13 protein-coding genes are annotated in these 12,294 nt (G+C 67.6%); 7 read left to right on the top strand and 6 right to left on the bottom strand.

Features of this window, described 5'->3' with window-relative positions; all coding sequences use genetic code 11:
• The 3 genes from BJQ90_RS09915 to BJQ90_RS09905 all read left to right on the top strand — a co-directional run.
• On the top strand, positions 1 to 397 hold a 397-nt coding region (locus BJQ90_RS09915; protein WP_226760121.1), incomplete at its 5' end, for an alkaline shock response membrane anchor protein AmaP.
• Positions 394 to 981, top strand: a complete 588-nt coding sequence (locus tag BJQ90_RS09910; RefSeq protein ID WP_226760120.1) for a DUF6286 domain-containing protein — start codon at positions 394 to 396, stop codon at positions 979 to 981. The genes BJQ90_RS09915 and BJQ90_RS09910, both read left to right, overlap by 4 nt.
• 48 nt (positions 982 to 1,029) lie before the next feature.
• Positions 1,030 to 1,647: an alkaline shock response membrane anchor protein AmaP gene (locus BJQ90_RS09905; RefSeq protein WP_226760119.1), complete on the top strand. Its 618-nt coding sequence runs from the start codon at positions 1,030 to 1,032 to the stop codon at positions 1,645 to 1,647.
• Between the two features lie 82 nt (positions 1,648 to 1,729).
• On the opposite strand, the gene BJQ90_RS09900 is transcribed toward BJQ90_RS09905, so the two are convergent.
• The 5 genes from BJQ90_RS09900 to BJQ90_RS09880 form a co-directional block, all read right to left on the bottom strand.
• Positions 1,730 to 2,596 (bottom strand): DUF427 domain-containing protein, encoded by an 867-nt coding sequence (locus BJQ90_RS09900; protein ID WP_226760118.1) that lies wholly within the window; start codon positions 2,594 to 2,596, stop codon positions 1,730 to 1,732.
• 66 nt (positions 2,597 to 2,662) lie between these two features.
• The gene (locus BJQ90_RS09895; RefSeq protein ID WP_226760117.1) at positions 2,663 to 3,268 is read right to left on the bottom strand and encodes a TetR/AcrR family transcriptional regulator; all 606 of its coding nucleotides are present in this window, start codon (positions 3,266 to 3,268) and stop codon (positions 2,663 to 2,665) included.
• 85 nt (positions 3,269 to 3,353) lie between these two features.
• Positions 3,354 to 4,682, bottom strand: coding sequence for a phenylacetate--CoA ligase PaaK (paaK, locus tag BJQ90_RS09890; RefSeq protein ID WP_226760116.1), 1,329 nt, complete (start codon positions 4,680 to 4,682; stop codon positions 3,354 to 3,356).
• Positions 4,683 to 4,698: 16 nt separating this feature from the next.
• Complete coding sequence (locus BJQ90_RS09885; protein WP_226760115.1) at positions 4,699 to 5,241, bottom strand: hotdog fold thioesterase; 543 nt, start codon at positions 5,239 to 5,241, stop codon at positions 4,699 to 4,701.
• A 234-nt stretch (positions 5,242 to 5,475) separates the two neighbouring features.
• Positions 5,476 to 5,784: a hypothetical protein gene (locus BJQ90_RS09880; RefSeq protein ID WP_226760114.1), complete on the bottom strand. Its 309-nt coding sequence runs from the start codon at positions 5,782 to 5,784 to the stop codon at positions 5,476 to 5,478.
• 222 nt (positions 5,785 to 6,006) lie between these two features.
• Here BJQ90_RS09880 and BJQ90_RS09875 point away from each other — a divergent pair, with 222 nt between their 5' ends.
• On the top strand, positions 6,007 to 6,180 hold the full coding sequence (locus BJQ90_RS09875) for a hypothetical protein (protein ID WP_226760113.1): 174 nt from the start codon (positions 6,007 to 6,009) through the stop codon (positions 6,178 to 6,180).
• An 81-nt stretch (positions 6,181 to 6,261) separates the two neighbouring features.
• Here BJQ90_RS09875 and BJQ90_RS09870 read toward each other — a convergent pair whose 3' ends face one another.
• Complete coding sequence (locus BJQ90_RS09870) at positions 6,262 to 7,308, bottom strand: AI-2E family transporter (protein WP_226760112.1); 1,047 nt, start codon at positions 7,306 to 7,308, stop codon at positions 6,262 to 6,264.
• Between the two features lie 341 nt (positions 7,309 to 7,649).
• On the opposite strand from BJQ90_RS09870, the gene BJQ90_RS09865 reads away from it, so the two are divergent.
• The 3 genes from BJQ90_RS09865 to pta all read left to right on the top strand — a co-directional run bounded on the left by BJQ90_RS09865 (position 7,650) and on the right by pta (position 12,282).
• Positions 7,650 to 8,312: a DUF1345 domain-containing protein gene (locus tag BJQ90_RS09865; protein WP_226760111.1), complete on the top strand. Its 663-nt coding sequence runs from the start codon at positions 7,650 to 7,652 to the stop codon at positions 8,310 to 8,312.
• Between the two features lie 168 nt (positions 8,313 to 8,480).
• Complete coding sequence (locus tag BJQ90_RS09860; RefSeq protein ID WP_226760110.1) at positions 8,481 to 10,073, top strand: protease pro-enzyme activation domain-containing protein; 1,593 nt, start codon at positions 8,481 to 8,483, stop codon at positions 10,071 to 10,073.
• Between the two features lie 97 nt (positions 10,074 to 10,170).
• Positions 10,171 to 12,282, top strand: a complete 2,112-nt coding sequence (gene pta, locus BJQ90_RS09855) for a phosphate acetyltransferase (RefSeq protein WP_226760109.1) — start codon at positions 10,171 to 10,173, stop codon at positions 12,280 to 12,282.
• Positions 12,283 to 12,294: the final 12 nt, after the last annotated feature.

Below are 12,294 nucleotides of genomic sequence, written 5' to 3'. Positions count from 1 at the left end.
GTCCTTGATTGGGGCCGGGGACGTTGGCCCGGACTTCGTCGAGACGGGCACGCGGGGGCAGACCGTCCTGGCGGCCAGGGTGATCGAGAAAATCGCCGCCCAGGTCGCCAGCGACGAATCCTCCGCCGGCGGTTCCTCCGGCGGATTTCTGGGCATCGGAACCCGTCCTGATCTCTCCGCCCGGCCCAAGGCATCAGTCGTACTCAGCGGGAACATCGCCACTCTAAGCGTCGAGGTCGGGATGCCGTATCCGGTGCCATTACGCCAGGCCACCGAGGCCCTGCGCGGCCGGATCAGGACCAGGGTGACGGAGTTGACCGGAGTTGACGTCCGACAGGTCGATATCAGGATCTCGTGGCTGACCACCGATACCAACGGACGAAGGAAGTTGTTATGAGCCGGCACGGCCAGCGGTCCTCGCGCCTGCGTCACCGGCCCAGCCGAGCCGTCCCGTCACTGATCGCCGGAATCCTGCTGCTGGCCGCCGGCGTCGCCTTAGTCTGGTTGGCCATCACCCGGCTGGTCAACGGCACGTGGCCCAGCCTGCTGCAGGGACCACGCGACTGGCTCGCCGTGCTGGCGTGGAATGATCCCGTCATCCGGCAGATCGGGATAGCCGCCGTCGTGGCGGGGGTGATCCTGTTGCTGTGCGCCAGCATTCCCGGAGGGTTCAACGCCCTCACAATCGATGATTCCCGCAGCGGCGCCGGGGCTGAGGCGCCGCCGGAGCAGGAGCGGGAAACAGTGATGACCCGCCGCGCCGTCGCCCGCCTGGCGAAAGCCCGGTGCCTGCAGATCGACGGCGTCGGCTCGGCCGCAGCGACAGCCACCACCCGGCGCGTCCACCTTAGCGTGACGACTTCCCTGCACGAGCCCGGGGACCTGCGTGCCAGGATCACCGACGCTGTCCGTGCCCGTCTGGAAGAAACCGGGCTCTCCCCGGTTCCGCAGGTTACGGCCACGGTCCGGTCCAGAGACTGAGACCATTCGCGCACCCGCCCGCCGCGACTATTTGAAGGATGGTTTCCGATGAGACAGACCGCAGGAACCCTGAACCGGATCTGGCTGGCCATTCTCGGCATCCTTGCCTTGGCTGCCGGCACCGGACTGCTGCTGCAGTCCAACGGGACACTGCACGCACTTTTGAACACCGCCCGCCTTTGGGAGTCCGTCGTCACCGGTGACCTGCACGCGTTCTTCGCGCAGCCGTGGGTGGCGGCCACCCTACTGATCCTCGGCGTCATCATGGCGGTGCTCGGGCTGCTGTGGATCATCGCCCAGATCCCACGGAAAAACACGGCACGCGCCTACCGCCTCCATGACGACGGCAGTCAGGGATTCACCCTCTGCGACCCCTCCGTTCTCGCTGCTGCCGTCGAAAGCCGGATCAACGCCCTGCCCGGTGTCGTCAGTTCCGCGGTCCTGCTGCGAGGAACGGGCAAAGCCCCCGACCTGAGCCTGAGGGTGACGGTCAATGACAGGGCCGACGTCCAGGACGTCATCCACCGCATCCAAACATCCACCCTGCGGGAACTCTCCTCCGCCCTGGAGGCGCCCCTGCAGCGCAGCCAGCTGCAGATCGACATCAGCGGACGAAGCCAAAGCACCGGAACCGTGGTGCATTCCACCGGGACGGTCGTCTACTAGCTAATGGTCCTTTCGTGCGACAAAGCGCTCCTGTCGGTTCGGTAGCGGTCTGCGTCAGGCGGGATCGAGTTGCCCGCGGCCGTCAGGGACCGTCGGGACCGTTGGGGCCGTCCGGCCGGGACCACGGGGACACGGGGCGGGACTGGAGCACGCCGTCGACCCTCAGGTCCACCCGCTCATTGAAGAAGCTGATGAGGCCGTGGATCTGCGCGGCGTCGAGGAACCGCCGGTCGTAGCTCCACGCGATGTTCCGGCCCTGCGGGGAACCCGGGTGGCTCCAGTAGCTGGCCTGGCCCTTGTACGGGCAGACCGTCCGCTTGGGGCTCTCCTCCAGCAGGTCCAGCCGCACGTCCGCGGGCGGGATGTAGTACCGCACCGGCAGCAGCGTCTCGTAGAGCAACTGCGCGCCATTCGTGCGGGCCAGCGTGACGCCGTCGAGCGCTACCTCCACGTCCACGGACGACGCGCGGATGTCAACGCGGTGGAACGGATCCCGCGGGTGGCCGATGATCTCCTCATCGTCCTCCAGCCAGTTGAAGGCGTCGAAATCGAGCACCACATAGCCGGCCAGGCCGGGGTCCTCTGGCCGGAAAGCGGCCCGGCGAGCCGTCGCCGCGGGGGTCACGACGTCGAGTTCCTCGCCGGCGCAGGTGTGCTTGCCAAACGCCGTACCGGGGTCGAGCGACGTCGGGGCGGCGCCCTGCCGGATGGCGACGGGGTGCTCGTGGACCGGCGCCGCCGGCAGAACCGGCGGGGCGAGTTTGGCCAGCAGGTCCTGCTCCGGCACGGCAAAGATCGGGGTGATCCGGCGCGGTTCCCAAATCAGGCAGGCCTGTCTCGTGTCGACGACGGCGGTCCGGCCGAGGCTTGCCCGGACCCTTTTGGCAGTGGGCTCGTACCGCAGCTGGGGGAAAGTGCCCAGGAGCACCCGGGATAATCTGGTGGCCATCCTCCCAGCGTGGCCCGGGAGCGGGGCACGGTCAATGGGATTTTCGCGGCGCCCCGAACCACCGGCCTACTGGGGGACGTGGAGGCCGTGGAAGGCCATGGTGATGACGTCGTCGGCCAGCTTCTCGGGGGAGAGGGAGCCGCCGGGTTTGTACCACTCGACGATGGAGTTGATGGTGCCGAAGAGCAGCCGGGTGACGGTGCGGGGGTCGATGTCCTGGCGGAGCGAGCCCTCGTCGCGGGCGGCGGAAATGAGGGCCGCGACCTTGTGGTCGAAGGTGCGCCGGCGTTCCATCGCGTCGCGTTCGATCTCGGTGTTGCCACGCAGGCGCAGCAGCAGGGTGACGAACGGAAGCCGCTCCACCAGCACGGAGATGGTTTCGCGGAGGACGAATTCGAGCCGGGCCTCGGCGGTGCCGGTCTGCGCCTGGGGCTCGTCCAGGATGGCCTCGAGGCCGCCCAGGGCGTGGTCCAGCGCGAGTTTCAGGAGGTCGCCCTTGGACGGCACGTGGTGGTAAATGGCGGACTTTGAGATGCCCAGGTTTTCAGCGAGGATGCCCATGGACGTGGCGTCGTAGCCGTGGCGGTTGAAGACGTCGACCGCGATCACCAGCACGGACTGCTGGTCATAGCCGGGACGGCCGCGTTTGGTGCTGTTTGCTGTTGTGGGCATAGTCGCTAGTTTCTCACGATCGGGGGATCAGTCAGCCCGCCGGGTCGGCCCGGGAGGGCCGGCCGGCGGGCTGGACATGGTGCGGTCAGGCCTTGGGACGCATGTCGTAGATCCGGCGGAGCTTGCCGTTGGACCGCTCCAGGGAGCCGGGCTCGACGACGTCGACCGTGCAGGAGGAGCCGACGTGGATCTTGATCTGCTGCTGCAGGACCTTGGCGGCGGAAGCGACACCCTCGATCGTGACGGACTCGCGGCGTTCGATCTTGACGGTCAGCTGGTCCATCCGCTGGCCTTCGGGGCGGGTGAGTTCGAGCTGGAAGTGCGGGCTCAGCTCGGGGATTCGCAGGGCGATTTCCTCGATCTGCGAGGGGAACAGGTTAACCCCGCGCAGGATGATCATGTCATCGCTGCGGCCGGTGATGCGGCCCATGCGGCGGTGCGCGGGCCGTGCCGTGCCGGGCAGCAGGCGGGTGAGGTCCTTGGTGCGGTACCGGATGATCGGCAGCGCTTCCTTGGTGAGCGAGGTGAAGACCAGTTCGCCGGGTTCGCCGTCGCCCAGGACCACGGTGGGGTCGAAGGCGTCGATGATTTCGGGGCGGAAGTGGTCCTCCCAGATGTGGCTGCCGTCCTGGGTTTCCACGGCCTCGCCGGCGACGCCGGGCCCCATGACCTCGGAGAGCCCGTAAATGTCACAGGCCTTGATGTTCATCATCACTTCGAGCTCGTGGCGCATTTCCTCGGTCCACGGCTCGGCACCCAGCACGGCGAACTTGAGCGAGGTGGAGGCCGGGTCGATCCCTTGCTTCATCATCGCGTCGGCAATGGTCAGCAGGTAGGTCGGGGTGGCCAGGATCGCGTCGGGCTTGAAGTCCTGGATGAGCGTGATCTGGCGTTCGGTCTGGCCGCCGGAGATCGGGATGACCGTGCAGCCCAGGGCCTCGGCGCCGGCGTGGGCGCCCATGCCGCCGGTGAAGAGGCCGTAGCCGTAGGCGTTGTGGACCTTCATGCCGGGACGGACGCCGGAGGCGCGCAGCGAGCGGGCCACGAGCTTGGCCCAGTCGGCGAGGTCCTTCTTGGTGTACCCGACGACGGTGGCGCGGCCGGTCGTGCCGGAGCTGGCGTGGATGCGGGCCACCTCGTGCTGCGGCACGGCGAACATGCCGAAGGGGTACTCCAGGCGGAGGTCCTCCTTGGTGGTGAAGGGGAACTTGCCCAGGTCCGAGAGCTCGCGGAGGTCGGTGGGGTGGACCCCGTGTTCGTCGAACTTGCGCTTGTACAGGGGAACGCGGTCGTAGGCGTAGGCCACGGTGTGCTGGAGGCGGGTGAGCTGCAGTGCCTCGAGCTCGTCGCGGGAGATCATTTCTTCGCGGTCCAGGACAGCATCACTGGTGGGGGCGACGGTTTCTTGGGTCATCTGGGGTTCCCTGTTTCTATTTCTTGGAGATGGTGCGGCTGCGGCCGCGGAACTCGGCGACGAGTTCGCCCGGCAGGGTGTCGGTGGGGAGTTCGCCCGGAACCGTGGCGGTCGGAACCGTGACGGCGGGAGCCGGGCCGGCGGGTGCCGACTGCGGCGCCGAAGGCGCGCCGGCGCCGGGATCGGCGGCGTAGATCTGGATGTCGTACAGTCCGCTGCGTCCGGTGCTGGCGCGGCGGTTGGCGACGGCGGTCAGGACCTGGCCGCGGAACGCCGGCTTCAGGAAGTTGATGTCGACGCCGGAGGCAACGGTAATGGTCCCCTCCTCAGCCGGTTCCGGGTTGGCGGGGTTGCAGGCCAAGGCGAAGGCTGTGTCGCCGAAGGCGAAGATCATTCCGCCGTGGGCCATGCCGAACCCGTTCAGCATTTCCTGCCGGAGCTTCATGCGGATCGTGGCATGTCCGTCGTCCAGCGCCACAACTTCGATGCCCATCCACTCCGACGCGTAGTCGTCTTTAAGGATGGGGTGGGTGTCACCGGAAATCGTCAGTTCAGCCATGCGTCATTGCCTCCAGCTTTATTTACCGAATGTTCATTAGGTAATCCCATTTAGGGGGCTTCTGTCAAGAGCCGGCGGCCGGATGAAGCTGTCGGCGGACACGGCGAAGCCTTCGGAAAATGCTCGGAAGGCGTTCAAGACGAGCCGCAAGCACGCAAAACGCGCCCGGGAGCACCTGCACGGAGCGTCACCGGATTTGGGCGGGAACGCCTACTGCCGGTGGAGGGCCCGGGGTCAGTTCCGTTCGAACGTCAGGGACCAGGGTTCGCTGCCGCGGCCGGTCTGGGTCCATCCGTCGTGCCGGATGTCGCTGACGAGCTCTTCCAGGCTGCGGTTCAGTCCCGGGGCCCATTCTTCTTCCGGCGGAATCGGCGAGACCGGCGTCGGGGACATGAAGGTGGAGCTTGAGTAGCGGACTTCGTCGGCCACACGGCCAACGAACCGATACTGCATGCTGCCCGACTGGGACGAGAGGGTGGTGAGTATGCGGACCCACCAGGCCGTGCCGCCGATGTCCTGCAGTTCAACATGAAGCGTTTCCATGGGTTCCTCGCTCCGCTGGTCGCACCTGTGCCCGGCCCACCCGCTGGTCGGCATCCCGCTTGCCCCGCAGCCGGCATCGGCCGGCATCGGCCGGCACCGGCCGCAAAGCGCCCGCACACCTCACGCTGGCCGGTGGGACCCGGAGAGGCAAGGGGACAAAGTCCCGTGGCCAACTGAATCTGAGTGGGCGTCCCCCCAAGGTTGCGGCGCTGTCATGGACCGGTGCCACCCCTTGACGTTGTTGTAAGCGCCTGGCAGGTTGACTGGACCGCCCTGCTGCTGATCGGCCTCGGCAAGCCAATCTCCTTCGCCCGCGCGGCCCTGCCACCGCGGGGCATCACACGGCTGAAGCAGCTCGACGAACTGAATAAGCAGCACCTGCGCGGAGGTGTTTGACCTCCACAAGGTAGGCAGCCGTTCCCTCTGTGGATGGTGGCGACTGGCCGAGGGGCCGGGCCGACGTCGTCTGGGAGTTCCCTAGGAATCCGTGGACCCGTGTGCTGCGAGGGTCCGGAGGACCGTCCATCCGACGGCGGCGAGCGGGACGGCGAGCAGGGCGCCTATCACGCCGGCCAGTGTGGCCCCCGCTGTAAGGGCCAGGATAATGACCAGGCCGTGGATGCGAAGGACGCGGCCCATGAAGAGGGGCTGCAGAATGTGGTGCTCGAACTGGTGTGCGACGATCAGGAGGCCCAGGACCACCAGTGCCGTCACTGGGCCGTTCTCCACCAGGGCCACCAGAACCGCAAGGCTGCCGGCGGCTGTGGCGCCGATGATGGGGACGAACCCGCCTAGGAAGACCACCGCCGCCAGGGGCACGGCGAGCGGGACCCTGAGGATCAGCAGCCCCACAAGGACGATGACGGCATCGATGGCGGCAATGACGAGTGTCCCCCGGACGTAGCCTCCCAACACCACAATGCTGCGATCCGCAGCCAACTGTGCTCGCCCGCGGCGGCTCGCGGGCAGGAATCCGATCAGGAAGCCCCGGATCTTCTCGCCGTCCTTGAGAAAGAAGAACAGGATCACGGCTGTCAGGACGGTCCCGGCCGCTATTTCACCGGCCGTCCGCAGGCCGGTAAGGGCGTCCGCCCCCAGGTTGCCTCCCGAAAGGAACTTTTGGAATTCGGTCTGGGCCGCGCTGATCTGCTCTCTGGAAAGCGCCACCGGTCCGGTGGTGATGAAGTCCTGGAGCTGGGCAATCCCCGCCTCCGCGCGGGTTGCCAGCGCCCCGGCCTGTTGCCGGACCAGGACGACGATGCCGCCGACGATGCCGGCCCCCACCGCCAGGATCACCAGGAACGAGGCGAGTACCGCCGCCGCCCGGGGCCAGCCATGGGCCGCCAGCCAGCGCACCACAGGAGCAATCGCCGAGGCCAGCACCAGGGCGATCAGCACGGGAATGGTCACCAGAGGAACTCTGGCCGCCACCGTAACGGCCACCCAGGACAGCGCCACCAGGGCGAGTACTTGGATCGCCCGGATGCCAGCCCGCCCCAGGCCGTCCGCCCACAGAAGGGCCATTCTGGAGCTGAAGGATGGGGGCGGCGCAGGAGACACCTCAGGGACATCGGAGGGCCCGTTGCCGGCCATCAGGCCACTCCCTGGACCTTGGAAACCATCACCCAGCCACCTCTTGCTGCTCTGATCATCGCTCCGGGTCGCCCACCTTCGGCCTGCGGTTCTTCAACAATTCAAGTCCAATCGTAACGACGGAGGACTTCACGATCACCATGAAGATCAGATCAATATTCGCACCAATCGACGCGTACCGGCGCCCATGTTTCAAAGACGCCGTGGACTCGGTCCCCGGGGCGGATGATGCGTGAGGGACGCTGCGCAGCTTGGGATGTCATCATCGGCCAATGAGTATTTCTTCTTTCAGCACACCAGTCCACCGTTCTGGCGTGCGGCTGGCCGCCATGGCCGCAGTCGGCCTGGGCGTCGCGCTGGCGGTCGGCAATCTCGGCTCCTGGGCCTACGCCCCGGCCTTGGGATGGGCTGCCGCCTCGCTTACCTACCTGATCTGGGTATGGTCAGTGATCGGGCGCCTGGACGCCACCGGCACTGCCGCCCACGCCCGCGCCCGCGCCCGGGGAGAAGATCCGGGCCGCGTCGTCTCGGACGTGCTAGTCCTGGTGGCCACGGCGGGGAGCTTCGGCGGTGTCGCGTTGATCCTGCTGGAAGCAGGATCCGCCGAGGGAGGGCTGAAGGCGGCCATCATTGCTATGGCGCTGGGCAGCATCACGCTGTCCTGGCTCCTGGTGCAGACACTGTTCACGCTCCGCTATGCCACCGTCTACTACCGCGAAAGCGACGGGGTGGACTTCAACGAAAAGAAGCCGCCGCGGTACGCGGACTTCGCCTACCTTTCCTTCACCATCGGCATGACCTTCCAAGTCGCGGACACCGACCTGACAACCGACGCCATCCGGTACACCGTTCTTCGTCATGCACTGATTTCCTATGTCCTTGGTGCCATCGTCCTGGCCACCGTCATCAACCTCGTCTCGGGTCTTGTCCACTGAGGGCCGCCGCGCTGGCTACGGCATAGCCGTCCGGCATTCCCAGCCAACTTCAAGGTTCAGCCACTCATAATGGTCCGAAGCTCCGGTCAACCGCTATTTGACCGGAGCTTCGCCAATTGAGTGGAGTATCGCCAGAAACGCTGACCGTCCCACGAACGGAGCACTTTCATGTCTGATCAGAACAGCACACCGAACCACGCCGAGGGCAGCGTCCCGCTCGCCGGCTCGGAACGCCCGGCGGCGGCAAGGATCCAGGCCACGCACGGGCCCGTCGATCCCTCCCGCAGGATTGAGGTGACCGTGATCCTGCGCCGGCAGGAACCGCTGACCGAGGCGCCCGCCGAACCGATGTCGCGCGACGAGCTCGCGGCCCGGCACGGAGCCTCCGCTGAGGACCTGCACCTGGCCACTGATACGTTCACGCGGCTCGGAGCGGAAATCCTCGAAGCCGACCCGGTCTCCCGCCGGCTGCGGCTGGCCGGAACTGTCGAACAGCTGAGCCGGATCTTCGCCACCAGCCTGGAGGAAGTGACCAGCAGCGGACCCCACGGCCACGACATCACCCACCGGCACCGGACCGGAGGCCTGCAGATCCCGGCAGCGCTGGACGGAATCGTCACGGCCGTTCTGGGCCTGGACGACCGCCCCCAGGCACGAGCGCAGTTCCACGCGATCCCGCTGGCCGCAGCCGGGACCAGCTACACCCCGCCTGAACTGGCCGGAATCTATAACTTCCCTGCCGGCGCGGACGGCAGCAGCCAGAGCGTGGCCATCATCGAACTCGGCGGAGGCTTCGGCCAGGCGGACCTCGATGCATATTTCGGCGGTCTGGGGATCCCCGGACCAAAGGTGACCGCGGTAGGAGTCGACGGCGCCGCCAACCAGCCCGGGCAGGACCCGACGGGGGCAGACGGGGAAGTGCTGCTCGACATCGAAGTCGTTGGCGCCCTGGCACCGAAGGCGGACGTCCTCGTCTACTTCGCTCCGAACACTGACGCCGGGTTCCTCGACGCGATCATCAACGCCTCCCACGCCGCACCGACACCGACCTCCATCAGCATCAGCTGGGGTCAGAACGAGGACGCCTGGACGGTACAGGCGCGCACCGTGTTTGACCAGGCCCTTGCCGACGCCTCGGCGCTGGGCGTGACCGTCACCGCAGCGGCGGGGGACAACGGCAGCGCCGACGCGGCCACCGACGGGAAAGACCACGCGGACTTTCCGGCCTCCAGTCCGCACGCGTTGGCCTGCGGCGGCACCCGTCTCGATGCCAACCCGGCCACCGGAAGGATTAAATCAGAGACCGTCTGGAATGACGGACCGCAGTCCGCCACCGGGGGAGGCTACAGCGACACGTTCCCCAGGCCGGCCTGGCAGGGCGGCCTGGCCGCCAACGCCCGGCACAAGAAGCCTGTACCGAAGCCCGCGCCCGGGGGCCATGGCCGCGGTGTCCCGGACGTTAGCGGCGTCGCTGACCCGCAGACCGGGTACAGGGTCAGGGTTGACGGACAAGACATGGTTATCGGCGGCACGAGCGCCGTCGCACCTCTCTGGGCAGCACTGATCGCCTTGTTAGCCCAGTCAACCGGCCGGCGGTTCGGCCAAATTCAGCCTCTGCTCTACAGCCGGACGGCCGGGTTCCACGACATCACTACGGGAAACAACGGCACGTACCGGGCCGCAGCCGGCTGGGATCCCTGCACCGGTCTCGGCAGCCCCGACGGGACAGCCTTGCTCGCGGCGATCCAATCCGGGCACTAAGCGGCCGAGTCCTCCGGGCGCCGCATGGGAAAACCGCTGCAACAAGTGAAAGTATGGAGGGACCGAGCACCACCACGGCACAACCTAAGGGCGAACCATGGCCAAAGGAATCTACGTCAGCGCGACCACCCCGGGCTCCGGGAAGTCACTCATAGCGCTGGGCCTCGCAGACACCCTGCACCGCCATGCGGACCGTATCGGCTTCTTCAAGCCCGTGGTCAACGGCCACGACGCAGCCTCGGACCCGATGGTGGCCCTGATGAAGGCCCGGTTCGATCTTGACGACCAGCGCTGCCGCGGCGGGCTAACCTACGCTGACGTCCGCAGCCTGCTGGCCGAGGGTAAGCGCGAGGAGATCGACGCCCGCTGCGTGGAGATCTTCGCCGAGATGTCCCGGTACTGTGACGTCGTCATCGTGGAGGGGACGGACCTGACCGGCCAGGACGCCGCCGTCGAGTTCGACCTCAATGCCCGGCTGGCCAACAACCTGGCCGCCTCCATCGTGGCCGTCGTCGGCGCCAAGGGCCGCACCGTCGCGGAGACGGTCGACGCCGTCGAGGTGGCCCGCAAGGAACTCGTCGCTGAACGCTGCTCGCTGCTGGCCATCATGGTCAACCGCGCCGACCCGGAGGACCTGGAGGCCATCGCCGCCGAGGTCCGCCCCGGCGCCTCGGGCCGGCCCGTGTATGTCCTGCCGGAGCTGGAGGCGATCGCCCGGCCCACCACCGGCGAGGTCGCGTCAGCCCTCGGTCTTGGCCAGGTGGCCGGGCTGCCTGACCTGGAACGCGACGTGCATTCGGTCAAGGTCGCGGCGATGAGCGTGGCCAACTTCCTGCACGTGCTCGACGACGGCGCGCTGGTGATCGTGCCCGGTGACCGTGCCGACGTGCTGGTCGCCTGTCTGGCCTCGTCGTTCTCGCCCGAGTTCCCGGTCCCGTCGGCCCTGATCCTCACCGGCGGACTGGCCCCGGACCCCACCATCTATTCGCTGTTGGCGCAGGCCCCGTTCCCGATCTTTGCCGCCCCGGACGACACCTACGTGACCGCCAAGCGGGTCTCCGAGGTGCGCAGCGAGATCTGGTCCGGGCACCGCCGCAAGGTGGCCTCTGCCCTGGGCCTGTGGTCCAAGCGGGTAGACGAGGCTGAGCTGCTGGAACGGCTGCACCTGCCCCGGCCGGAACGGATGACGCCGCTAAGGTTCCTGCACGACCTGATCGAGCGCGCCCGGCTGCAGCGCCGGCACATCGTCCTCCCGGAAGGGAACGACGTGCGGATCCTGCGTGCCGCCGAAATCCTGCACCGGCGGGACGTCTGCGAGCTCACCATCCTGGGCAACGAGTCGGAGGTCCGGGAGCTGGCGTCCACCCAGGGCGTCGACCTCTCCGGCATGAACATCGTGGACCCCGCCACGTCGGAGCTGCGCCAGCAGTTTGCGGAGAAGTACGCGCAGCTGCGGGCGCACAAGGGCGTGGACCTCGCCCGGGCGCTGGAACTCATGCTGGATGGCAGCTACTTCGGCACCATGATGGTGCAGCTGGGCGTGGTGGACGGCATGGTCTCCGGCGCCGCGCACACCACCGCCCACACCATCCGCCCCGCACTGGAGTTCGTGAAGACCCGCGACGGCGTGAAGATCGTCTCCTCCGTGTTCCTGATGCTGATGCCGGACCGGGTGCTGGTGTACGGCGACTGCGCGGTCAATCCGGACCCGAATGCGGAGCAGCTGGCGGACATTGCGCTGGCCTCGGCCGAGACCGCAACCCAGTTCGGTGTGGAGCCGCGCGTGGCCATGCTCTCCTACTCCACCGGAGGGTCCGGCACCGGGGAGGCGGTGGACAAAGTCCGGCAGGCCACCGAACTGGTGAAGGCGCGCCGCCCGGACCTCGCCGTCGAGGGCCCCATCCAGTACGACGCCGCCGTGGACGCCGCCATCGCCCAGTCCAAGATGCCGGGGTCGACAGTCGCCGGGCAGGCCACCGTGTTCATCTTCCCGGACCTCAACACCGGCAACAACACTTACAAGGCGGTGCAGCAGTCCTCCGGGGCGGTCGCCGTCGGGCCTGTCCTGCAGGGACTCCGCAAGCCGGTGAACGACCTGTCCCGCGGCTGCACGGTGGAGGACATTGTGAACACGGTGGCCATCACCGCCGTCCAGGCGCAGTCGGCGGAGGCCGCCACCGCGCTGGCCCCCGCGGCTGCGCATGCCTAGTCAGCTGTTGCC

The sequence above is a fragment of the Arthrobacter sp. SO3 genome (genome assembly GCF_020532825.1).
GTDB lineage: Bacteria > Actinomycetota > Actinomycetes > Actinomycetales > Micrococcaceae > Arthrobacter.
Note: the sequence above shows the minus strand (reverse complement) of the source record. Positions and strands in the feature narration are given on the sequence as shown.